Origin of the sequence: Sphingobium sp. (assembly GCF_036170395.1) — a bacterium.
GTDB lineage: Bacteria > Pseudomonadota > Alphaproteobacteria > Sphingomonadales > Sphingomonadaceae > Sphingobium.
In genome coordinates, this window is sequence record NZ_JAVHPD010000034.1 from 1 (window position 1) to 21,635 (window position 21,635).

Below are 21,635 nucleotides of genomic sequence, written 5' to 3' on the forward strand. Positions count from 1 at the left end.
AACCTGATCCTGACCGGCGACGGCAAGTTCGCCGAGGTGCAGGCGACGGCGGAAGGCGCGGCCTATGACGAGGAGGAACTGCTCCGCCTGCTCCGCCTCGCCCGCATCGGCTGCGCCAAGATCTTCGCCGCGCAGGATGTCGCGACGGGGCGGTAATTCCCAGCACCCGTCACTCCGGGCTTGACCCGGGGTCCCGCTTTCTTGCAGCGGCCGACGGACCAAGAAGCGGGATCCCGGATCAGGTCCGGGATGACGAGAAGGAAGAATGATGTCGGACGATTTCGGACAGGAACAGGCGATCCGTAAGCTTGCCCCCGGCAAGCTGGTGATCGCCAGCCACAATCCCGGCAAGGTGCGCGAGATCGCCGAGCTGCTCGGCCCCTATGGCATCGAACCGATCTCCGCCGCCAGCCTAGACCTCCCGGAGCCGGAAGAGACCGGCACCACCTTCATCGCCAATGCGGAACTCAAGGCGATGCAGGCCGCCGACCTCTCCGGCCTCCCCGCGCTCGCCGACGACAGCGGCCTGTGCGTCGAGGCGCTGGGCGGCGACCCCGGCCTCTTCTCCGCCCGCTGGGCCGGCCCGACCAGGGATTTCGGCCTCGCCATGCAGAAGGTGTGGGACGGCGTCGAAGCCAAAGGCCCGGACGCCAGCCGCAGCGCCCATTTCGTCTGCGCCCTCGCCCTCGCCTGGCCCGACGGCCATGTCGAGGCGTTCGAAGGCCGGGTGGACGGCATGCTCGTCTGGCCGCCGCGCGGCGACAAGGGCTTTGGCTATGATCCGATGTTCCAGCCACTGGGCTTCGACATCAGCTTCGGCGAGATGGACCCGGCCAGGAAACACGCCATGAGCCACCGCGCCGACGCCTTCGCCAGGCTGGTCGCGGCGGCGTTCTGACGCTGCCTGTCGGCTAATTTTACAGGTCTTGATCCGCCCGGCAGCCCGTTAACCTTCGCATTGCGCCGACAGGGCCGATGCGCCCGTTCTGGCACGCGCATTGCGCCCCGATCCGCATTCCCACCGTTCTACTACGGGGATGCCGATCGGTCTCCATCGGCATCCCCACCCGGTCAATGGTTGGAAATATGCCTGCCCAGGTGCCGCCCGGCGATATAGCCGAAGGTCATGCCCGGCCCCAGGGTGCCGCCCGCCCCGCCGTAGGCTTCGCCCAGCACCGCCGCCATCGCATTGCCCGCCGCATAGAGGCCGGGGATCGGCTGCCCGCGCCAGTCCAGCACCTGCGCGTCGGCATTGGTCTTCGGCCCGCCCGCCGTGCCGAGAGCGCCCGACTCCATCTTCACCGCATAGAATGGCCCCTGGTCGATCACGCCGAGCGTCCGATAGGGCGGCTCATAATCCATGTCGCCCCACATGTAGAAATTGTCGTAGCTGTTGTCGCCGCGCCCGAAATCATCGTCATGGCCCGCGCACACCATGGCGTTGAAGCGCGCGACCGTCGCGACCAGCCCGTCCGCATCGATCCCCGCCTTCGCCGCGAGGTCCGCCAGCGTATCGCCCTGCATCATGAAGCCCGGCGTCGGCCCGCCCGGCGGCACGTTGAAGCAGGGATATTTGTCGCGATAGCGCTGGTCGATAATCAGCCAATAGGGCAGGTTCGCATAGTCATGCACCCCCGCGTCAAAGGCGTGCAGCGCCTTCCCCATCGCGTTGTAATTGGCCGCTTCGTTGACGAACCGCTTGCCCCGCCGGTTCACCAGGATCGCGCCGGGCCGCGCGCGCTCGTCCGACCCCAGCAGATAATTGGGCTTCGCGTTGCGGTGCTGCGGCTTATATTCCAGCACGCTCTGCTGCCAGAAGGCGTGCTGCATATTGCCCAGTTGCGCCCCGGCCTCGATCGCCATGATAAGGCCGTCGCCCTCATTCTCCGGCACACTGACCGGACCCGTCAGCGGTCCGCGCAGGAAGGTCTTGACCAGCGCTTCATTCCACTCGAAGCCACCCGTCGCGATCACTACCCCGCGCCGGGCGCGGGCGCGAAAATCCCAGCCATCGGCGTCCTCGGCGACGACGCCGATCACCCGGTCGCCATCCTTGAGCAAGCGTCGCGCGCGCTTCTCGAACAGCACCGGAATCTCGCGGTCGATGACCGCCTTGAACAGCGCGCCGACCAGCGCCTGCCCGAGGCCACGATAGTCTCCCGCCTCGCGCTCCGCCAAGGTCGCTTCATCCAGCGATCCCCGGATCGCCTCCATCAGGCTGCCACGCAGCGGATAGGCCATTTTGCTCGGATTGACCCGGCTCGCCCATTTGCCCAGCCGCGCGAAGGAGAAGGCGTCATTGTCGAGCGACCGCCCGCCATCGGGCTTCGCGCCGGGCATATAGGGCTGATAGTCGGGGAAATCGGCAAAGGCATGGAAGCGCACGGGCGTCTCCTCGTGCAGATAGCGGATCAGCTCCGGCCCACTTTCCATGAACGCCATCAGCGTATCGGGATCGAGCTGCCCCGGCGCGAGCGCATCGAGATAGGCGACGATCGCCTCGTCATCGTCGGCGATGCCGGCCTCCTGCTGGTAGGGATTGTTGGGTATCCACAACATGCCCCCGGACATGGCGGTAGTGCCACCGACCATGCCCGATTTTTCGAGGATCACAACCTCGCGCGCGCCGAAATCCCGCGCCGCGGTCGCCGCCGTCAGCGCCGCCCCGCCCGATCCCAGCACGACGACATCCGCCTCCAGATCCCATGCGCTATCCTCGGCCACCGGCGCTCTCCTCTCTCTCTGTGGGCCGGAGCTTAGGGACGCTTGGCGGCAGGCACGACTGAAACAAGCCATAGGTGCCCGTGCGCGATGGCCTTCATCGCCGAAAGCCTCTAGGGCGAGCATCTCCCATGTCGACCGCGCCCGCCCCCGAACCGCTTGCCCTCTATATCCACTGGCCCTTCTGCGTCTCCAAATGCCCCTATTGCGATTTCAACAGCCATGTGCGCGAGGGGATCGACGCCGATGCCTGGCGCGCCGCGCTTCTCGCCGACATGGCGCATGAGGCGGCGCTGACCGGCGGCCGGCCGCTGTCCTCCATCTTCTTCGGCGGCGGCACCCCCTCGCTGATGCCGCCCGCGCTGGTCGAGGCGCTGATCGCCGCGGCGCAGGCGCATTGGCGCTTCGCCCCCGACATAGAGATCACGCTGGAGGCCAACCCCAACAGCGTCGAGGCGGCGCGCTTCGCCGACCTCGCAGCGGCCGGGGTCAATCGCGTTTCGCTCGGCCTTCAGGCACTGGAGGACGAAGCGCTGCATTTCCTCGGCCGCGCCCATGACGTGACGGAGGGGCTGGCCGCGCTCGACACCGCGCAGCGCGTGTTCGGCCGGTTGAGCTTCGACCTCATCTATGCCCGGCCGGGTCAGAGCGAAGCGGACTGGCAGGCCGAACTCGCCCGCGCGCTCGCCTTCGGCACCGGGCACCTGTCGCTCTACCAGCTGACGATCGAGCCGGGCACCCGCTTTGCCACTCTGGTGGCGCAGGGCAAGCTGACCCCCGCCGACCCCGATCATGGCGCGACGCTCTACGAACTCACGCAAGCGATGACCGGCGCGGCCGGCATCCCCGCCTATGAGATCAGCAACCATGCAAGGCCAGGACAGGAAAGCCGCCACAACCTCACTTACTGGCGCTATGGCGATTATGCCGGAATCGGCCCCGGCGCGCATGGCCGGCGCGGTGGCACGGCGACCTTGCGCCACAAAAAGCCCGAAAACTGGATGAATGCCGTCGCCCGCAACGGCCATGGCCTCCAGAACGAAGAACCGCTGCTGCCGGAAGATCAGGCGCGCGAGGCGCTGCTGATGGGCCTGCGCCTGGGCGAAGGCGTCGACTTAGAACGCATCGCCGCCCGCTCGGGCGTCCCGCTGCGCCAACTTGTCGATACAGAAGCGGTGACGCAGCTCACCAATCTCGGCCTCGTCCGCCAGACCGGCCCCCGCCTCCAGGTCGCACCCGCCGGCATGTTGCTGCTCGATGCGATATTGCCGGAAGTGGTGGCGGTGTAATACCAAGCTGCGCCGATCACGACCTATAGCCCCTCCCCTTCAGGTTCGGCGGCGTCACGCGCCGCCGCCGAAGGGTTGGGGTGGGGTCTCTCGTGGAAGAACAGCGCCAACCGGACAGGCCCCACCCCCCTCAATCCGCCCCGCTCCGCAGCTCCGCGATCGACTCATCGATGTCGCGCAGCGCCTCGGCCCGGTCCGCCTCGGGGATGGAGCGGTTGCCCGCAAGCTGCGCGCGCACGATCCGCAGATTGTTGAGCGCCGTCACCTTCGCCAGCCGGTCGGCGCGCTCGGCCTGCAATTCGGCCATGCGAACCGCGCGCTCCGCCTCCCATTCCGCCATCCGGGCGGCGCGTTCGGCCTGTCGCTCGGCCTCAGCCGCCATGCGTTCGGCCCCGACATTGCAGATGCGCACCCGCACATGCCGCTGCCCGCTGCTGTCGCTATATTCGCGATGGGTGGTGCGCTCCTGCCCCTTGTCGCAGCCTTCGCGGACATCGACCACCGGAACCATCCGGGCGATCTCGGCCTGGGTCGGCACGCGATGGGTCTCGACCCGGCCGTCCGAATGGGTGACGATGATACGCCCCTTTTCGCTGCGGACGAGCGGCGGCACGGGGGGCACCGGCGGCACCGGCACGGCCATGTCGGCAGCGGGCGCAATCGGGGCGACAGGGGCCATCGGCGCAACCGGCGCGACGGCATCGGCGGTGGCGGGAATGTCCGGAACAGCGGGCACGTCAGGAACGGTCGCTACGGCGGCCACCGCGCTGGCCTTCGCCGGCTGCGCCACCAGATCGGTCAACCGCGCAAAGTCCGCGCTCTCGACCTTTTCGGTGATCGCCGCCATCTGCTGCGCGGCGCGGCTGCCCGATGCGGTGAGCGCGAGGCCCGTGGCGGTGACGAGCGCGACCGCCGCCATGCCCCAGCTGATCCGCCGGAGCGACATGTCATGGTTCGACAGCATTTTCAGCCTCCCTTTCAAGGCGGTGATACGGGTGAGGTGGCAGGCGCCGGCGAACTGCCGCCCGCCCACCGCTTTCAGGATCGCGCGGCCATAGGCATGGGCCTGCTCCCGGCCATAGAGCGAGAGCACGCGCGCGTCGCAGGCAGTCTCCTGATCGGCGCGATAGGCGCGATAGGCGATCCAAGCGACCGGGTTGCACCAATGCACCGCCAGCAGCAGCAGCGCGATCATGTTGGCGGCCAGGTCGCCGCGTTCATGATGCGCCCGCTCATGCGCGATCGCCATGTCCTGCTCCTGCGGGTCGTAACGCAGCGCGAAATCGGCAGGTAGGACGATGAAGGGCCGGAAGATACCGAAGGCGAGCGGGCCGGACGCCTGGGGGCTGGTGATGATGCGGATGCGCCCCTCCGCGCCGATGTCCGTCGCGCCCGCCAGCATATGCCGGCGGAAGCGGGCATAGCCGACCGCCTGCACGATCAGGAAAGCGACCAGTCCCATGAACCAGACGCCGATCGCGGTCTCCAGCCAGGGGAAGCCGCCGCTATCGGCCATGCCGACCGATGGGGCCGCAACGCTCAGCATGTCGGGAAGCCCCGCCTGATCCACCGCCAGATGCAGCGGCGAGGGATCGACGTCGTGCGGCAACGCGGGCAGCAGCATCCGCGCGAGCGGCAGCGCCCAGAGCAGATAGGCCGCCCCCGCCCCCGCAAAGCGCGCCACCGGCCGGCGCAGCATCATGACGATCGCCATCAGCAATGTCGTGGCGATCAGCGTTTCGGCGATCCAGACGCTCATGATTTCAGCCCTTTCAGGATTTCCTCAAGCTCGGCGATATCCTCCGCCGTCAACTGATCCTGGCTCGCCAGCTGCGCCACCAGCGGCGACACCCGCCCGCCGAACAACCGGTTGACCAGCCTGCCCGATTCGCTCGCGACATAATCGTCGCGCGCCACCATCGGCCGATAGAGGAAGCGCCGCCCATCCTGCTCGGCGGCGATGACATCCTTGCTCATCAGCCGCGACAACAGCGTCTTGACCGTCTGGAGGCTCCAGTCCCGCTCGGCCGCGACCCGATCGGCGACATCGTTGGCGGTCTGCGGCGACTGTTCCCACAGCGCCTCCATCACCACCAGTTCCGCTTCGCTGATCTTCTCGCTCACCGTTCCGCGTCCGACTCATAGGGCTTTCATCTACAGCTGTAGTCGCATCATCTACGGTTGTAGTCAATATCCCTGAGGACGCTGCCTGTGCTTTCTCGTCCAGCTGTAACCCATGTTATTCCCGCGCCATTTCGATGCGCTCCTTTCCCCCTTCTGCTGAACCAACCGCCAACCCGTCTGTTGGCAGCGACGAAAGGAGACTCCCGATGTCCGACAATTATGAAGACATGATCCGCGAAGACGGCCTGCCCGGCCATGAATCGAAGCTGGAGCCCAAGCCCGAATGGGAGCCGCGCTATCCCGGCTCGGGCCGGCTGGAGGGCAAGGTCGCGCTGGTCACCGGCGCGGACAGCGGCATCGGCCGCGCTGTCGCCGCCCTCTATGCGCGCGAAGGCGCGGACGTCGCGATCCTCTATCTCTGCGAGCATGACGACGCGCAAAAAACGGCGCGGATTGTGGAGGCCGAAGGGCGCGAGGCGCTGACCATCGCCGGCGACATCGGTGACAAGGCCTTTTGCGACGCTGCCGTCGCTCAGGTGATCGACCGCTTCGGCCGGCTCGACATCCTCGTCAACAATGCGGGCGAGCAGCATCCCGATCAGGACATTACCGACATCAGCGAGGAGCAGCTGCGCCGCACCTTCCAGACCAACATTTTCGGCATGTTCTTCCTGACCCAAGCGGCGCGCCCGCACCTGAAATCCGGCGCGGCGATCGTCAACTGCACCTCGGTTACCATGTATCAGGGCTCGTCCGAACTGCTCGACTATTCGAGCACCAAGGGCGCGATCACCGCCTTCACCCGCAGCCTGTCGGAAAATCTGGTGAAGGACGGCATCCGCGTCAACGCCGTCGCCCCTGGCCCGATCTGGACGCCACTCAACCCCAGCGGCGGCGCGTCGCCCGAAAAGCTCGAACATTTCGGCGAGTCCACACCCATGGGCCGCCCCGGCCAGCCCAATGAAGTCGCCCCCGCCTTCCTCTTCCTCGCCTGCGAGGACTCAAGCTATATGAGCGGCCAGGTGCTCCACCCCAATGGCGGCACGATCGTGAACGGGTGAGGGGCGCGACGCAAAAGCGGGACCCCGGCTCTCCGGCCGGGGTGACGAGAGAAGCTCCGTCTTTTCCGTCACCCCGGCCCTGAGCCGGGGTCCCGCTGCCTTCACCCCCAACGAAAAAAGCCGCGCCGGAGCCCCCACCCCGCGCGGCCTTTTCTTGGCAGCGATCCAAGAGCCCCCGGCTTAGTTCGCCTTGCTCATATCCACCTTCTCGACCCATTCGGGGTAGAAGGTCGGCTCGCGATTGGACCAGCCCGCCGCCGTCGCCGCCGCTTCGCTGATCGATTGGAGCAAGGCGCGCCTCTTGTCGGGATGCAAATGCGGCAGGCTCGCCGCCGCGCAGAAAGCGCCCGGCAGCCAGGGCCGCGCCCCCGCACCCAGCAGCCGCTCGTAAAGAAAGCGATAGGCGGAAAAGCTCCCCAGCCGGTTCTGCCCCAGGTCGAAGGCGGAGATCGTCACCAGCGGCGCCATGAACGGCTCCACCTGTTCCAGGCCGCTGTCGTCGGGCACGCGCGCCTTGATCTCGTCCAGCCGGCCATAGACCCGCGCCTGCGCCCGGATCGAGGCTTCCTCCACCAGGTCGCGCGACCACAGCTTCATCGCGTCGCGACGATGCAGCCCGATGTCCAGCGATCGGCGGATATAGCGTTGCGTGGCAGACGGGAAGCTGGCGAATTCTCGCAGTTCCGCGAGGGTCACCGCCCCATCCGCCGGTCTTGCACTCGTGCCCATATTCATGCCCTCCGACTTCAAGTCGCAGAATGGAATATGCGCCTTCCATGGTTACTGAAGGCTTAAGCGCCTATTCCACCGCTGTTCAGCAAGGGAACAGATTTCGTTGTGCGGTGCAACATGAAATTTTGATGACTGCGGCGAACCGAGTGACCCATCCTCATCCGCCCCATGTCGCGCGCAGCGTTATCCCGATCGTGCGCGGCTCGTTCGGTGTGCCAACGATCAGCCCGCTATTGCCCGCCTGCACCGTCACATTCTGCATATAACCCTTGTCGAACAGGTTGCGCACGAACAGCGCGATCTCGACCGGCCCGGCGGCATAGCCGATGCTGCCGTTGACCAGAGTATAGCCCTTGATGACGGTATAGGCGGACCCCGTCGCATCGCCCAGAATGCGGGTGCGCGCGACGGCGTCGGCACGCAACCACAGCGCGCCGTCCGCTCCGCCGATCCGCACTGGCTGCCGATATTCGCCCCCGGCCGATCCGACCCATTTGGGCAGTCCCGGCATGGCCTGCCCCGACAGGTCGCAGCGCGTGGTGCCCGTGCCGGTCCGTTCGATCGGGCAGGGTCCGTTGGGATAGCGGACATAGACGCCGTCGCTATAGGCTCCCGATGCCCGCAGCGTCAGTTGCTCGCCGATCCGTGCCGCCGCGTCGAACTCCACGCCCCGCACCCGCACCTTGGGGATGTTGGCGAGATAGCTGCGCAGCGCCACGGTTGCGCTGTTGTCGACGATGTTGGCTTGAAAATCGGTCACGTCGATATGATAGGCGTCGATGTTGAGGGTCAGCGCATCGTTCAGCAGCCGCGTCTTGATCCCCGCTTCCCAACTCCTATTGGTTTCCGGCCGCACCACGGCCGTCGCCAGCACCGGCTGGTTGGCCGTGTTGACCGGCAGACCCGACATGTTGATGCCGCCCGACTTCTGCCCCTTGGCGAAGCTCAGATAGGCCATCACGCCTTGCGTCAGATCATAGGCGATGTTCGCGCGGCCCGAAAGGCTGCCGTCGCCCACATGCGCGCGATAGCTTTGCGCGCGCAGGATCGATTGCTGGTCCGCCTGCAAGGCCGCCGTCGGCGCCACCCCGCCGAAGGTCCGCACGTCATAGGCGCCGTCCTTCCCCTCATAGGTGTAGCGCACGCCGCCGGTCAGCGCGAGGCCGGGCGCCGGCCGCCACGTCGCCTCCCCGAATATGCCGAAGCTCTCGCTGCGGAAATCGGTGCGGCCGTCGGTCCGGTAGCCGTCGAGCAGCGCCGACGTCCGCGTCGGGCTGGCCGGCAACAGCCAGTAGGTCGCGAGCGGACCATAGATGCTGATCGGCCGGCCAACGATCTTCTGGTGGAAATAATAGAGGCCCGCGACATAGTCGATCGGCCCCGGCGTTGCCGAAGCGATGCGGAACTCCTGGCTGAACTGGTCCTGTCGGGACGGGATATGCTGCGTCGTCTGGATATGCAGCCCGGTATAGTCGCGGTCGTTCGCCGCGTCCCAGTTCCAGAAGCGCCACGCGCTGATCGATGTCAGCGTCACCCCCTGGAAGGTCCATTCCGCCGTGCCCGACACGCCGCCTTCATCGGTGTCCACCCCCAGCGGCGCGTCATTGTCGGTCACCCGGTCAAAGGGGTTGACGCTCGGCGGCGCATAGGGACCGCCCAGCGCATTGGCGGCGAGCGCGGCATATTGCTGGCTCGCCGGCTTCAGCGTCGGCGCGACCCGGACATGCACCTGCGCGCAGCATCTATTGCTGAAACTGGACCAGTCGCCGATCAGGCGGACAGAAAAGTCGCTCGACGGCTGGAACAGCAACTGCCCCCGGACCGCATCATTATGCACGTCGTTCTGGCGCTCGCCCCGCGCGATATTGCGGATATAGCCGTCCTGCCGCGTCACCGATCCCGACAGGCGAAAGGCGAGCCTGTCGCGCGCGATCGGCCCCGTCACCGCGGCTTTGGCCTGCACGAAGTCCCGGCTGCCGTAGGAGATTTCCGCATCCGCCCCGGCGACGAACGCCGGCCGCTTCGACAGGATGTTGATCGCACCGGCGGTGCTGTTCTTGCCGAACAATGTGCCCTGCGGCCCGCGCAGCACCTCCACCCGCTCCAGGTCGGTGAAGTCGAACGCAGCGGTGGCGGGCCGCGCATGATAGACACCGTCGACATAGAAGCCCACGCCCGGCTCCAGCCCGTCATTCGCCTGGCTCACCGCGACCACGCTCGACCCCAGACCCCGAATGGTGAAGGCGGTATTGCGCGGATTGGCCGATGAATAGGTCAGCGCAGGCACCAGCTGGCTCAGCTGATTGATGTTGACGGTGTAGGTGCGGGTCAGGTCGTCGCCCTGAACGATGCTGAGGGCAGCCGGCACGCGCTGCGGGTCTTCCGCGCGCAACCGCGCCATTACGATGATCGCCCCGCTCTCCGCGCCGGGGGCCGCACCGGCTTCTGCCGCCTTTGCCGATCCCGCCGCCGCCGCCAGATCACCATGCTTCCCGCCAGCCCCATCCACGTCATCCCATGCGCTCCCTCCTGCCGCTTGCGCGAGCGGTAGCGGGACCGCAGGCGATTCGCTATATATATTCGTATATAGCGTGAGGCAGCGTCAAAACGCCAAACAGCTGTCCCACTCACTGTTCGCTTATTGCGGCTTCGCCCCGGAACCGGAGCGCCGGCATCAGCCTCTCAATGGGGTTGGGCCGCCAACGGCTCGGTCCGCAGCCACTGTTCGATCGGCGGCAGCCCGGCCGCGCCGGCGCACAGGACGGACGCCTGCAAGGCTCGATAGTCGCGCAGCACCTGCTCGCCCATCGGCGTCAGCCGCGCGCCCTCGGTCGATGTCGCGACCAGCGGCTCGGCCCAGCAGCGGTTCATGACGTCGACCAGCATCCAGCATCGGCGATAGCTCATGCCCATCCGGCGGCCCGCGGCCGAAATCGAGCCTTCGCTGGCGATGGCGTCCAGCAGGTCGGCCTTGCCGGGGCCGATGGCGATCTGGTCGCCGCAATATATCTGAACCCGGATTTTCAGCATGACGCCGCATCGTCATGCCACAAGCGGCCCGATCCGCCAACGCGGCTTACGCCGCCGGCCGCCGCTCCAGCACCGCGCCGATCATCGCGCGCCACACCGCCACATCGCCTGCCTGCGCCATCTGCGCGTCGGGCTCGCGCAGCGTATGGAGAATGGCATAGGCATCCTCCAGATGATCGCGCCAGGCCGCATCCACCTTGTCCGCCGCATGGGGATCGCTGCCCTCGCCATTCAGGCTCAACTGCCGCCCGGCAAGCACGCGGGCGATCCGTTCGACGGCGGGGGTGGCGGATGTCGGCATGGATGGCTTCTCCTCTTGTCCGGCGGCGCGTTCGCCTGCCGCCGGTCAGCTTAGCATGGTCGCCGGGCGGGCGCTATTCATCCTCTTCGCGATAGCCTGACGAGGGCACCGGATCGCCATGGTCCCCGGCGCGCGTGGTCGACGGCGGATCGGACGCATCCATCGAATCCTTCAGCCCCTCTTCCAGCGCCTCGTCGCGGTCCAGCTTATGGTCCTGATCGTCGCTCTCGCGCCGGTCTCCGGCTTCCTCCCGGCTGTTGGGGCGCACATCCTGCTTGTCGGTCATCCTCTATCTCCTTCACCGGGATCAACGGACGGCCTTGCAGCACGGTTCCCGTTTGGCCGTTCGACCAACGTCCGCGCCGCTTCGACCAGCAACAAAGCCGGATGGAGACTCGGGGCGCGTGCGGGCGTAGAAGAGCATCATGAACAATAGCGCCGAAGACGGCGAGCGTGGCGTGGCGCCGGCGGTCGCTCTCTATTCCATATTGGGTTTCTGGTTCTTCTACACGGTCATCGTCAGCCTGCGCGCGGCCGTCATCGGCTTCGACGCGCAATGGGAATTGGCCGCGCGCCGGATGGTGGTCGCGACCATCGGCATCATCGTCACCTGGATCCTCTACCTCGTCCTGCGCCGCTTCGACGGCAAGCCGCTGCTCGTCCGCATCGTCGCCGCCTTCTCGCTCGCCGCCCCCTTCGCGCTCGCGATGGCGGCGGCCAACTATTATATCTTCAACGTCTATGATCCGGTGTCGCTCTTCGCGGACGCCGCATCGAAGGCGGAAATGGCGAAGAAAGACTATGTCTTCGTCGCCATCGTCGAAGACGCGATCAGCCGCTATTTCTTCCTCGCCGCCTGGGCGGGCCTTTATCTTGCCCTCTCCTATGCGAGCGAGGCGCACCGCACCGAACGCCGCGCCGCCCGGCTGGAACGCGCCGCCCAGCAGGCCGAACTGCGCTCGCTCCGCTATCAGGTGAACCCGCATTTCCTGTTCAACACGTTGAACTCGCTTTCGACCCTGGTCATGCGCAACCGCCCGGACGAGGCGGAGAAGATGATTATGTCGCTCTCCAACTTCTACCGCACCAGCCTGACCGGCGATCCGCTCGACGACGTGCCGCTGGAGGAGGAAGTCCATCTCCAGAAACTCTATCTCGATATCGAGGCGGTGCGCTTCCCGGATCGGCTGACGACGATGATCGACGTGCCCGACACGCTGATGAGCGCCTGCGTCCCCGGCCTGATCCTCCAGCCTCTGGTCGAAAATGCGATCAAATATGGCGTCTCGCGCACCTCCAGCCCCGTCACCATCACCATCACCGCGCGCGAGGATGGCGACCTCATGCACATCGCCGTCACCGACGATGGCGACAATCCGCCCGGCGATGGCGACGCGGGCAGCGGCATCGGCCTTGCCAATGTGCGCGACCGGCTGACCGCGCGCTTTGGCGAGTCCGGCCGCATCGTCTATGGTCCGCGCGAAGGGGACGGTTTCTCCGTGCTCCTCACCCTACCCATCATCCGCCGGGGCTGCTGACCACTTATGTCCATCCGCACCATGATCGTCGATGACGAGCCGCTCGCCGTCGAGCGGCTCCAGATGCTCTGCGCCCGCGAGCCGCGCATAGCGCTGGTCGGCACCGCCACCGATGGCGAGGCGGCGCTGCGCCTGATCGAGGGGCTGAAGCCCGACCTCGTGATGCTCGACATCGCCATGCCCCTGCTCGACGGCATCGGCGTCGCCCGCGCCGTCGGCCGCATGGGCATCCGCCCCGCCGTCATCTTCGTCACCGCCTTTGAAGGCTTCGCGGTCGAGGCGTTCGATCTTGCCGCGGTCGATTATCTGCTGAAGCCCGTCGCCCATGAGCGGCTGACCCGCGCGATCGACCGGGTGGAGGTTGCACTCCGCAACCAAAGTTCGGTGGACGCGCCAGCCCCGCCCGCCGCGCCCGCGCCCGAATGGGCCGAGGAATTCTGGGTGCCGCACCGATCCGAACTGATCCGCATCGCCGCCGACCAGATCGACCGGATAGAGGCGGAGCGCGACTATATGCGCCTGCATGTCGGCACGCACAGCTATCTGCTGCACCAGACGATCAGCAGCCTGGAGGAACGGCTCGACCCGCAGATGTTCGTCCGCCTGCACCGCAGCCATATCGTGCGCCGCGACCATATCGCCCGGCTTCGCCACGACGGGAGCGGCGTGTGGTTCGCGGTGCTGGCCGACGGCGCGGACATCCGCATCGGCCGCACCTTCCTCGCCAACGCCCGCGCAATGACGGGGCGCTGACGCTTATTCGCTGAAGCCCACCGTCAGGAATTCGGGCACGGGGCCGTTCCAGCCCTCGTCCGGGCCATCGTCCACGGCCTCGCGCCGACGCGGCACGCGCTGCGGTTCGGGCCGACGCTGGCGCTCGTCGCGGCGAGCGTCCCTTTGCTCCTCGCGCGGACGCTCCTCGCGGCGGGGACGTTCGCGCTCTTCACGCGGCTCCGGCGCGCGCGGCGCCTCGGCCTTCGCCGCTTCCCCCGGCACCGGCGCATAGGGAATCTTCGTCCCGATCAGCTTCTGGATATTGTCGATCGCCTCGGCATCAGCCTCCGACACGAACGTATAGGCGACCCCGGTCGCCCCCGCGCGGCCGGTGCGGCCGATGCGGTGGACATAATCGTCGGGGTGCCAGGGCGCGTCGAAATTGAAGACGTGGCTCACGCCCTTGATGTCCAGCCCGCGCGCCGCGACGTCGGACGCGACCAATATGTTGACCTTGCCCTCGCGGAACCGCTCCAGCTCGGCAATGCGCGACGCCTGGTCGATGTCGCCATGGATCTCGCCCGACCGGAAGCCGTAGCTCTGGAGGCTCTTGTTGAGTTCGCGCACGGTCGTCTTGCGGTTGCAGAAGATGACCGCGCTGGTCACATCCTCCGCCTTCAGCATCGCGCGCAGCGCCTCGCGTTTCTTGCGCGAATCGACCTTCACCAGATGCTGGGTGATGTTGGTGGAGGCGGTCGCGGGCCGCGCCACTTCGATCGACTTGGGATTGGACAGGAATTTGTCCGCCAGCTTCTTGATGACCGGCGGCATCGTCGCCGAAAACAACAGGGTCTGCCGCTGCGAGGGCAGCTTGGTGCAGATTTCCTCGATATCGGGGATGAACCCCATATCGAGCATCCGGTCCGCCTCGTCGATCACCAGCATCGAACAGCCGTTGAGCAAAATCTTGCCCCGGCCGAACAGGTCCATCAGCCGGCCCGGCGTCGCGATCAGCACGTCGACGCCCTTTTCCAGCGCCTTCACCTGATCGCCCATCTGCACGCCGCCGATCAGCAGCGCCATCGAAAGCTTGTGATATTTGCCGTATTTCTCGAAATTCTCCGCCACCTGCGCCGCCAGCTCGCGGGTCGGCTCCAGGATCAGGCTGCGCGGCATGAGCGCGCGGGCGCGGCCATGGGCGAGAATGTCGATCATCGGCAGCACGAAGCTCGCCGTCTTGCCCGTCCCCGTCTGGGCGATGCCGATGATGTCGCGCATCATCAGGACGGACGGGATCGCCTGCGCCTGGATCGGGGTCGGCGTATCATAACCCGACTCGGTTACGGCCTTGAGCAATTCATCGGAAAGGCCGAGATCGGCGAAAGTCATTCAAGCGTCCGGGACAGGAGGGAATCCGCCCGCGCGTCCGCGACGGAAATCGGCCGCGCCTTGCGGAAATCCTGGCCACTTGTCAAGAAATTCGCGTGGGCCGCGCGCCTCATTCTTCCTCGTCATTGCGGATCAGCCGCCGGAAACTGTCGATCGCGCAGCTAAGCCCGCTGCGCGCCTGCAATTCGTCCCGCCCCGAACAGAGCGAGCCGTCCTCATGCGGCTCGACATAGAAGCCCGAATAGAAGCCGAGGGAATCGCATCCCCGCTCCAGCCGGGCGCGATAGCGGTGATTGTCGGCCAGGATCAGATCGACGCCATTTTCCACCACGACGCCCGCCGCCCGGATCGATCGCAGCGCCACGCAGCGCGGCCCCTTTTTCTCGCGCCAGTCGTCCCGCGCTTCGGGATCGATTCGCACGGGCGCCCGCCCCTTCCGCACCGTAGGCACGCGGATGATGACGCGCTGCTGGATAGTGAGCTGCGCCAGCTCCACAGGCTCCCCCGCGGGCGCGGTCAGCAGCAACAGGACGGATGAAAACAAGTCGGACCCCTTTTGGGGACGCGACGCTATCGGCCAATGGTTGAACCGTCGATGAATTCCGGGGCATAGCATCCTCCCATGATCGCACAGCCCATCATCGACCGTTTCGCCGCCCTGCTCGGCCCCAAGGGCGTCATCACCGATCCCGCCGACATCGACCCCTGGGTCCATGACTGGCGCGGGCGCTATCATGGTGCGGCCACGGCGATCCTCTCCCCCGCCTCGACGCAGGAGGTCGCCGCGACCGTCGCCCTCGCGGCGGAGCTTGGCGTGCCGCTCGTGCCGCAGGGCGGCAACACCTCCATGGTCGGCGGCGCAACGCCGCCGGCGGATGGATTGGCGCTCATTCTCTCGCTCCGCCGCATGAACCGCATTCGCAGCCTTTCGGCCCAAGACAATCTCGCCGTTTGCGAGGCGGGCGTGATCCTGAGCGTCCTGCACGACGCGGCCGAGGCCGCCGGCCGCCGCTTCCCCCTGAGCCTCGGCGCGAAAGGATCGGCCACCATCGGCGGGCTCGTCTCGACCAACGCGGGCGGCACCCAGGTGCTGCGGCACGGCACCATGCGCGCGCTGGTCGAAGGGGTGGAGGCGGTGCTGCCCGACGGCCGCATCTTCGACGGGCTCGACGCGCTCAGGAAGGATAATCGCGGCTATGACATCAAGCAGCTGCTGATCGGGGCGGAGGGGACGCTCGGCGTCGTCACCGCCGCCGCGCTGCGCCTCGCGCCTGCCATCGCCGCCCGCGCGGTCGGCTGGGTCGGGGTCCAAAGCCCCGCCGCCGCGCTCGACCTGCTGCGCCTCGCCGAAGCGCAACTGGGCGACAGCGTCGAGGGGTTCGAGGTGATCGCCGACGAGACTCTTGGCTTCGTCCTCGGCCACATCCCCGGCACCCGCAGCCCGATCGAGACGCGCACCCCTTGGCATGTGCTGATCGAGGTCGACCATCCTGACCTCGCCGAACCCGGCCCGGACGAGCGGCTGGAGCAGGCGCTCGCCGCCGCCTTCGACCGCGGCATCGCGGTGGACGCCGCCATCGCTTCCAACGAAGCGCAGGCCGACGCCTTCTGGCGCATCCGCGAATCGCTCTCGGAAGCCGAGCGGGCACAGGGACCGGCGCTGCAATATGATATCAGCGTGCCGGTGGCGCGGATGCCCGCCTTCATGGTGGAGGCCGCCGCCGCCGCGGAAGCCCGCTTCCTCGGCACTACCGCCTCCTCCTTCGGCCATCTGGGCGACGGCAATGTCCATTTCCACGTCCGCGCGCCCAAGGGGACGAGCGACGGCCCGGCCTGGATCGCGGCTCAGGGCCAGGCGATCAACGCCTTCGTCCATGACGCCGTCGTGTCGGCGGGCGGCTCCATCTCCGCCGAACATGGCATCGGCCAGATGAAGCGCGCCGAACTCGCCCGCCTCTCCAGCCCCGCACGGATCGGCGCGCTGCGCGCGATCAAGGCGGCGATCGACCCAAAGGGCCTGTTCAACCCCGGCAAGCTCATCCCGCTGCCGGACGAACTCTGAACCGGCATCGGCCGACAAACCGATTGCCTATCGCCGGCAAGGCCAGTATCGCCCTGCCGCAATATTTACCCGCGCCGGTCGCATCGCCGGCACATCGAAAGAGTGGACCCTGATCATGGCCAGCGCGCCCGCCAATACCCTGCCGATCTTCTACAATGATCTCCTGCCGCTCAGCACCAACGATCATGTCGATTACAAGGTGCGGCAGGTCGAATCGGCGCCCTTCCTGGTGACGCAACATGCGGTCCCGCTGACCGTCGACGAATTCGTGCCGGCGCAGCGCTTCGCGCCGATCATCTTCTCGTCGGGCGACGATTCGGTGCCTTTGCTGCTGATGGGGCTCAACGAAGGGGTCAACATCTTCGTCGATGACGAAGGCCAGCTGCGCGGCCCCGCCTATATCCCGGCCTATGTCCGCCGCTATCCCTGGATGCTCGCCAAGCTGCGCCCCGACAGCGAGGAGCTTTCGCTCTGCTTCGACCCCACCAGCCCCGCGGTCGGCGCGTTCGAGGACGGCCAGCCGCTGTTCGACGACGGCAAGCCCAGCGAACTGACCCAGGGCGTGCTCAAATTCTGCGAGGATTTCGAGCAGGCCGCCGCCCGCACCGGCCAGTTCGTCAAGGACTTGAAGGACATGGACCTGCTGATGGACGGCGAAGTGTCGATCCAGTCGCCGCTCAACGAGCAGCCCTTCGTCTATCGCGGCTTCCGCATGATTAACGAGGAAAAGCTGCGCGACCTGCGCGGCGACCAGCTTCGCAAGATCAACCAGAACGGGATGCTGCCGCTGATCCACGCCCATCTCTTCTCGCTGCAACTGATGCGCGACGTCTTCGAGGCGCAGGTCGCTCAGGGGAAGGGGCCGATCCCGGCTCCGGCCGGCCTGGAAGTGGCCAACGCCTGAACGCGGGGTTAACCCGAAAGGCTTGAAAAAATTGATGGACGGCTGGTCGCATTGCCCTTGAAAGGCGGCGCGGCCTGCCCTATCTTCCAAACATATGGCGCACCTGCCCCCCTTTCGGGTGTGTCATATGGGCGCCTCCCCCTTTGGAGGCGTCTCCTCCCTGAACCTTGGCCGCCCCATGCTTGCATGGGGCGGTTTTTCTTTGGGCGGTGTTGGCGCGAGCGCTTGACGGGCGCGCTGCGCCTGCTAAAGCCCCTCCCCTGCCCGGTCGCCCAAGCGGCCATATGGCCCCTTCGTCTAGCGGTCAGGACGCGGCCCTCTCACGGCTGAAACACGGGTTCGATTCCCGTAGGGGTCACCATAAATATCAATGACTTAGAGGGATACACCTCCCTTTCGTCAAATATACGTCAAATATATCCATACAGACGCGAGCGGATGCATTGCCGGGAGCAAAGCTCCAACTGGCCGAGCACGAACCCGGTTGTGCGCCCCCCACCGCCCGGACTGTTATTGAATTTAGAGGCTCAAGGCCTGGGCTGAGCGCTTACCGCGGGTGGAGCGTCGGGCCCGACGAAACGCGCCAGCCAGTCTGCTCAACCAGTCGCAACAAAGCGCACACGCGGACGGGCCCGGGCACAGAAGGATCTGTTTCCGGGCACCAGACCATCCGCAGAAGCCCCGATGGGCTGCAGAGCGGAACCACACGTCGGCGAACCGCCTGAGCTATTCAGAGACCATTCAATCCCAACGGCTAGGGTCGCGTAGGGTCTCTGCAAAAGGAATTCAAACGTGCGAAAATTTGCCTTGGTGATGGCCGCCACAATTTCCTCTTTGGGCATTGCTATCCCCGCCACGGCACATCCCGACGATGGATACCAATCGCAGCACGACTACGACCATGACCAACTCAATCGGGAACATGACGACGGTCACGACTACCTCGACGATGTCCATCGTGAGGCGCACGAGGAAGGGCTCACCTACTGGGAGCATCAACGTCTTCACCGCGATCTCAATCGAGAACACAAACGCGAACACAGCGATCTTCGCCGCGAGCATCGCGCAGAGCACAGGCAAAACGAATGGAATGCCTGGAACAGCGGCTGGAGCCGGGACCGATACTACGACGGCTATTGACTGATCATTGCCTAAGCGGGGCGGTAGCGTCTGTCCCGCGAACCAAGCAGATATCAGGCACCCAAACGACCGGAGAATTTACGTGCCGCGCCTTCTGCCATCGAACGGACGCACCACCGGGCGTACCAACTCCCCGCCACGAAACCGAGCGGACGCCAAGGCCATTCAGGACGTCCATAGTCGATGAAGAAACGGAGCCGACAGCCCTCAGCCGCATCGGTGATCTCAAACCCCATTCGGTAGTGTCCGACGACCATCAGTCGAGGCGTGCCACAAGTTTCCCAAGCCTTCCGCCAAGGTGGAACGCGTTCGGTGATTGCCTCTTCGACGGCAAGGGTCATGCCCAGGATGCGACCGGACATTTGGATGACGGATCCGACAGTCTGTCCTCTCCCCGCATCAAAACTGAAATGCATCTTGCCGCCCGCCATCATTGCGGACGAATCCATCATATGTGACGAGAGCCGCTGGTGATCATCCAAATATTCGAAGACAGCTTGTGCCCTGGCGGCGACCGAGACCGTGGTTTCAAAATGCGATGGGTATGAGCGAGATTGCATGACGAATTGATCAGCTCGCAAGCCCGTCGATGATAGGGCAATCCGGTCGATCATCTCCGTGGCAGCGCTCGGCCAATGCCAGCAAGGCATCCCGAAGCGCCTCGATTGCATGCGCCTTCTGCTCCAGTTCCGCGGCGCGATGGAGGGCAAGCTGCTTCACCTCGGCGCTGCTGCGTTCGCTGTTCGACCAGAGGCCCAGGAGTGTTCGGATTTCCTCGATCGGAAAGCCGAGGTCCCGGGCCTTGGCGACAAAAGAGAGCCGCGCGAGGTCTTCAGGGGCGTAAACGCGATATCCACTGGCCGCGCGTTCCGGACGGGGGAGCAGCTTTATCTTTTCATAGTGCCGAATCATCCGCTCCGAAACGCCTACGGCCTTCGATGCCTCCCCGATGTTCACAGCGATTGCCGATTCAGTCGCAGGGCATTGGTGACGACGCTGACCGACGACAGCGCCATGGCCGCCGCGGCGATCATCGGCGAAAGCAGGATGCCGAAAACGGGGTACAGGAGCCCCGCCGCGATCGGTACGCCGGCGGCGTTGTAGATGAAGGCAAAGACGAGATTCTGGCGAATGTTGGACATTGTCGCCTGCGACAGCCGGCGAGCCCTGACGATGCCATTCAGGTCGCCCTTGAGCAGGGTCACGCCGGCGCTCTCGATGGCGACGTCAGTACCTGAGCCCATGGCGATGCCGACATCCGCGGCCGCCAGCGCAGGGGCGTCGTTGACTCCGTCGCCCGCCATGGCCACCACCCGTCCCTCCTGCTTCAGGCGTGCGACGACCGCGCTTTTTTGATCGGGCAAGACTTCGGCTTCCACTTCGTCGATGCCTAAGCGCGACGCGACGGCTTCCGCCGTTGTCCGATTGTCACCCGTCAGCATCACCACGCGGATGCGCTCCGCTTTCAGTGCGGCCAGCGCTTCGGGCGTGGTCTGCTTCACTGGATCCGCGATCGCGATTGCGCCGCCAACTTTGCCGTCAACGCCGATGAAGATCGCCGTGGCGCCGCTGCGCCGTAGATCGTCGGCCGTGTCTGCCAAAGTGTCAGTCGCAATCCCCTCCTCGTTCAAGAACCGGGCATTCCCGAGAACGATACGATGTCCGTCGACAGTACCGAGGGCGCCTCTTCCCGTCGGGGAGTCAAAGTCACTGACCGCTGTCATTTCGAGGTTGCGCGCCGACGCGGCCTCGACAATGGCAAGTGCGAGTGGGTGCTCGGATGCTCGCTCTACCGAGGCGGCAAGCCGAAGAATCTGGCCTTCCTCGAACTCGGCCGCGGTTACGATCTCGGTTACAGCCGGCCGCCCTTCTGTAAGCGTGCCGGTCTTGTCGACGACCAGCGTGTCCACCTTTTCCAGGTGCTCAAGCGCCTCGGCGTTCTTGATCAGGACCCCGAGTCCGGCGCCGCGGCCCACGCCGACCATGATCGACATCGGAGTGGCGAGGCCCAAGGCACAAGGGCAGGCGATGATGAGCACCGCAACGGCCGCGACGAGACCGTAGGCAAAGCGCGGCTCCGGCCCCCAGATTCCCCAACCTGCAAAGGCGAGAACCGCGATCGCGATGACAACGGGGACGAACCACCCAGCCACCTGATCGGCCATCCGCTGGATCGGGGCGCGCGAACGCTGCGCTTCGGCGACCATCTGAACGATCCGCGCGAGCATGGTATCGCGGCCGACCTTCTCGGCGACGATGACAAGTGCGCCGGTCTGATTGAGTGTGCCTCCGATGACCTTGTCATTCGTGGTCTTGGTGACAGGCATCGACTCGCCAGTGACCATAGATTCGTCGAGCGAAGAGCGCCCTTCTTTGACCAAGCCGTCGACCGGTACCTTTTCGCCCGGACGGACCCGCAGCAGGTCGCCTTCGATCACACGGTCGAGGCTGACCTCTTCCTCGCTTCCATCGGCACCGACGCGGCGCGCCGTTTTCGGGGCAAGATTGAGGAGCGCCTTGATGGCTCCCGAAGTCCGTTCGCGTGCGCGCAGTTCGAGAACCTGGCCGAGCATGAGTAAGCGCCGACGGAAGGCGGCCTTGTTGCCGGCACCGGAATAGGAAAGCTCGCG

The 21,635-nt window shown here is 66.0% G+C and carries 21 protein-coding genes, 1 tRNA gene and 1 pseudogene; 10 read left to right on the forward strand and 13 right to left on the reverse strand.

The window, feature by feature from the left end; all coding sequences use genetic code 11:
• A pseudogene (locus V2B31_RS09645) lies at positions 1-156 on the forward strand (ribonuclease PH); the annotation flags it as partial.
• A 112-nt stretch (positions 157-268) separates the two neighbouring features.
• The gene (gene rdgB / locus V2B31_RS09650; RefSeq protein ID WP_328277874.1) at positions 269-898 is read left to right on the forward strand and encodes an RdgB/HAM1 family non-canonical purine NTP pyrophosphatase; all 630 of its coding nucleotides are present in this window, start codon (positions 269-271) and stop codon (positions 896-898) included.
• Positions 899-1,071: 173 nt separating this feature from the next.
• Here rdgB and V2B31_RS09655 read toward each other — a convergent pair whose 3' ends face one another.
• Positions 1,072-2,724 carry an FAD-binding protein gene (locus V2B31_RS09655; RefSeq protein ID WP_328277876.1) on the reverse strand — a complete coding sequence of 551 codons (1,653 nt, stop codon included), beginning with the start codon at positions 2,722-2,724 and terminating at the stop codon, positions 1,072-1,074.
• Between the two features lie 128 nt (positions 2,725-2,852).
• Between V2B31_RS09655 and hemW the strand changes: the two genes are divergently transcribed.
• Positions 2,853-4,010 (forward strand): radical SAM family heme chaperone HemW, encoded by a 1,158-nt coding sequence (gene hemW / locus V2B31_RS09660; protein WP_328277878.1) that lies wholly within the window; start codon positions 2,853-2,855, stop codon positions 4,008-4,010.
• A 130-nt stretch (positions 4,011-4,140) separates the two neighbouring features.
• Here the strand turns inward: hemW and V2B31_RS09665 are convergent, their stop codons facing one another.
• Together V2B31_RS09665 and V2B31_RS09670 are read right to left on the reverse strand one after the other, a co-directional pair.
• Positions 4,141-5,769, reverse strand: coding sequence for a M56 family metallopeptidase (locus V2B31_RS09665; protein ID WP_328277880.1), 1,629 nt, complete (start codon positions 5,767-5,769; stop codon positions 4,141-4,143).
• Positions 5,766-6,134: a BlaI/MecI/CopY family transcriptional regulator gene (locus V2B31_RS09670; RefSeq protein ID WP_328277882.1), complete on the reverse strand. Its 369-nt coding sequence runs from the start codon at positions 6,132-6,134 to the stop codon at positions 5,766-5,768. The genes V2B31_RS09665 and V2B31_RS09670 overlap by 4 nt, the downstream gene beginning before the upstream one ends.
• 206 nt (positions 6,135-6,340) lie before the next feature.
• On the opposite strand from V2B31_RS09670, the gene V2B31_RS09675 reads away from it, so the two are divergent.
• On the forward strand, positions 6,341-7,195 hold the full coding sequence (locus V2B31_RS09675) for an SDR family oxidoreductase (protein ID WP_328277884.1): 855 nt from the start codon (positions 6,341-6,343) through the stop codon (positions 7,193-7,195).
• 180 nt (positions 7,196-7,375) lie between these two features.
• Here the strand turns inward: V2B31_RS09675 and V2B31_RS09680 are convergent, their stop codons facing one another.
• From V2B31_RS09680 to V2B31_RS09700, 5 genes are all read right to left on the reverse strand, one after another.
• Positions 7,376-7,924, reverse strand: a complete 549-nt coding sequence (locus tag V2B31_RS09680) for a hypothetical protein (RefSeq protein ID WP_328277886.1) — start codon at positions 7,922-7,924, stop codon at positions 7,376-7,378.
• A 160-nt stretch (positions 7,925-8,084) separates the two neighbouring features.
• Positions 8,085-10,436 (reverse strand): TonB-dependent receptor, encoded by a 2,352-nt coding sequence (locus V2B31_RS09685; RefSeq protein ID WP_328277888.1) that lies wholly within the window; start codon positions 10,434-10,436, stop codon positions 8,085-8,087.
• A gap of 173 nt (positions 10,437-10,609) precedes the next feature.
• Positions 10,610-10,957: a winged helix-turn-helix domain-containing protein gene (locus tag V2B31_RS09690; RefSeq protein WP_328277890.1), complete on the reverse strand. Its 348-nt coding sequence runs from the start codon at positions 10,955-10,957 to the stop codon at positions 10,610-10,612.
• 46 nt (positions 10,958-11,003) lie between these two features.
• Positions 11,004-11,258 (reverse strand): hypothetical protein, encoded by a 255-nt coding sequence (locus V2B31_RS09695; protein WP_328277893.1) that lies wholly within the window; start codon positions 11,256-11,258, stop codon positions 11,004-11,006.
• Positions 11,259-11,331: 73 nt separating this feature from the next.
• On the reverse strand, positions 11,332-11,544 hold the full coding sequence (locus tag V2B31_RS09700; protein WP_328277897.1) for a hypothetical protein: 213 nt from the start codon (positions 11,542-11,544) through the stop codon (positions 11,332-11,334).
• Between the two features lie 139 nt (positions 11,545-11,683).
• On the opposite strand from V2B31_RS09700, the gene V2B31_RS09705 reads away from it, so the two are divergent.
• Positions 11,684-12,796, forward strand: coding sequence for a sensor histidine kinase (locus V2B31_RS09705; protein ID WP_328277901.1), 1,113 nt, complete (start codon positions 11,684-11,686; stop codon positions 12,794-12,796).
• Between the two features lie 6 nt (positions 12,797-12,802).
• Positions 12,803-13,549, forward strand: coding sequence for a LytR/AlgR family response regulator transcription factor (locus V2B31_RS09710; RefSeq protein ID WP_328277904.1), 747 nt, complete (start codon positions 12,803-12,805; stop codon positions 13,547-13,549).
• 3 nt (positions 13,550-13,552) lie between these two features.
• Here V2B31_RS09710 and V2B31_RS09715 read toward each other — a convergent pair whose 3' ends face one another.
• Complete coding sequence (locus tag V2B31_RS09715; RefSeq protein ID WP_328277906.1) at positions 13,553-14,899, reverse strand: DEAD/DEAH box helicase; 1,347 nt, start codon at positions 14,897-14,899, stop codon at positions 13,553-13,555.
• 109 nt (positions 14,900-15,008) lie between these two features.
• Positions 15,009-15,443 (reverse strand): hypothetical protein, encoded by a 435-nt coding sequence (locus tag V2B31_RS09720; protein WP_328277908.1) that lies wholly within the window; start codon positions 15,441-15,443, stop codon positions 15,009-15,011.
• Between the two features lie 78 nt (positions 15,444-15,521).
• On the opposite strand from V2B31_RS09720, the gene V2B31_RS09725 reads away from it, so the two are divergent.
• From V2B31_RS09725 to V2B31_RS09740, 4 genes are all read left to right on the forward strand, one after another.
• On the forward strand, positions 15,522-16,961 hold the full coding sequence (locus V2B31_RS09725; RefSeq protein ID WP_328277910.1) for an FAD-binding oxidoreductase: 1,440 nt from the start codon (positions 15,522-15,524) through the stop codon (positions 16,959-16,961).
• A gap of 115 nt (positions 16,962-17,076) precedes the next feature.
• Positions 17,077-17,865 (forward strand): SapC family protein, encoded by a 789-nt coding sequence (locus V2B31_RS09730; protein WP_328277912.1) that lies wholly within the window; start codon positions 17,077-17,079, stop codon positions 17,863-17,865.
• Between the two features lie 286 nt (positions 17,866-18,151).
• Positions 18,152-18,226 (forward strand) — tRNA-Glu (locus V2B31_RS09735).
• Positions 18,227-18,657: 431 nt separating this feature from the next.
• Complete coding sequence (locus V2B31_RS09740) at positions 18,658-19,005, forward strand: hypothetical protein (protein ID WP_328277914.1); 348 nt, start codon at positions 18,658-18,660, stop codon at positions 19,003-19,005.
• A gap of 53 nt (positions 19,006-19,058) precedes the next feature.
• Here V2B31_RS09740 and V2B31_RS09745 read toward each other — a convergent pair whose 3' ends face one another.
• The 3 genes from V2B31_RS09745 to V2B31_RS09755 form a co-directional block, all read right to left on the reverse strand.
• Positions 19,059-19,619 carry an SRPBCC family protein gene (locus tag V2B31_RS09745; protein ID WP_328277916.1) on the reverse strand — a complete coding sequence of 187 codons (561 nt, stop codon included), beginning with the start codon at positions 19,617-19,619 and terminating at the stop codon, positions 19,059-19,061.
• Positions 19,576-19,962 carry a Cu(I)-responsive transcriptional regulator gene (gene cueR / locus V2B31_RS09750; protein WP_328277918.1) on the reverse strand — a complete coding sequence of 129 codons (387 nt, stop codon included), beginning with the start codon at positions 19,960-19,962 and terminating at the stop codon, positions 19,576-19,578. The genes V2B31_RS09745 and cueR overlap by 44 nt, the downstream gene beginning before the upstream one ends.
• Positions 19,959-21,635: copper-translocating P-type ATPase (locus V2B31_RS09755; protein WP_328277920.1), on the reverse strand; the 1,677-nt coding region annotated here is incomplete at its 5' end. The genes cueR and V2B31_RS09755, both read right to left, overlap by 4 nt.

What these genes read in the sequence shown, in the direction of transcription:
- rdgB (WP_328277874.1), top strand. Translation starts at nt 269, where the DNA reads ATGTCGGACGATTTCGGACAGGAACAGGCGATCCGTAAGCTTGCCCCC.
- hemW (WP_328277878.1), top strand. Translation starts at nt 2,853, where the DNA reads ATGTCGACCGCGCCCGCCCCCGAACCGCTTGCCCTCTATATCCACTGG.
- V2B31_RS09665 (WP_328277880.1), bottom strand. Translation starts at nt 5,769, where the DNA reads ATGAGCGTCTGGATCGCCGAAACGCTGATCGCCACGACATTGCTGATG.
- V2B31_RS09675 (WP_328277884.1), top strand. Translation starts at nt 6,341, where the DNA reads ATGTCCGACAATTATGAAGACATGATCCGCGAAGACGGCCTGCCCGGC.
- V2B31_RS09680 (WP_328277886.1), bottom strand. Translation starts at nt 7,924, where the DNA reads ATGGGCACGAGTGCAAGACCGGCGGATGGGGCGGTGACCCTCGCGGAA.
- V2B31_RS09690 (WP_328277890.1), bottom strand. Translation starts at nt 10,957, where the DNA reads ATGCTGAAAATCCGGGTTCAGATATATTGCGGCGACCAGATCGCCATC.
- V2B31_RS09695 (WP_328277893.1), bottom strand. Translation starts at nt 11,258, where the DNA reads ATGCCGACATCCGCCACCCCCGCCGTCGAACGGATCGCCCGCGTGCTT.
- V2B31_RS09700 (WP_328277897.1), bottom strand. Translation starts at nt 11,544, where the DNA reads ATGACCGACAAGCAGGATGTGCGCCCCAACAGCCGGGAGGAAGCCGGA.
- V2B31_RS09705 (WP_328277901.1), top strand. Translation starts at nt 11,684, where the DNA reads ATGAACAATAGCGCCGAAGACGGCGAGCGTGGCGTGGCGCCGGCGGTC.
- V2B31_RS09710 (WP_328277904.1), top strand. Translation starts at nt 12,803, where the DNA reads ATGTCCATCCGCACCATGATCGTCGATGACGAGCCGCTCGCCGTCGAG.
- V2B31_RS09715 (WP_328277906.1), bottom strand. Translation starts at nt 14,899, where the DNA reads ATGACTTTCGCCGATCTCGGCCTTTCCGATGAATTGCTCAAGGCCGTA.
- V2B31_RS09725 (WP_328277910.1), top strand. Translation starts at nt 15,522, where the DNA reads ATGATCGCACAGCCCATCATCGACCGTTTCGCCGCCCTGCTCGGCCCC.
- V2B31_RS09730 (WP_328277912.1), top strand. Translation starts at nt 17,077, where the DNA reads ATGGCCAGCGCGCCCGCCAATACCCTGCCGATCTTCTACAATGATCTC.
- V2B31_RS09745 (WP_328277916.1), bottom strand. Translation starts at nt 19,619, where the DNA reads ATGATCGACCGGATTGCCCTATCATCGACGGGCTTGCGAGCTGATCAA.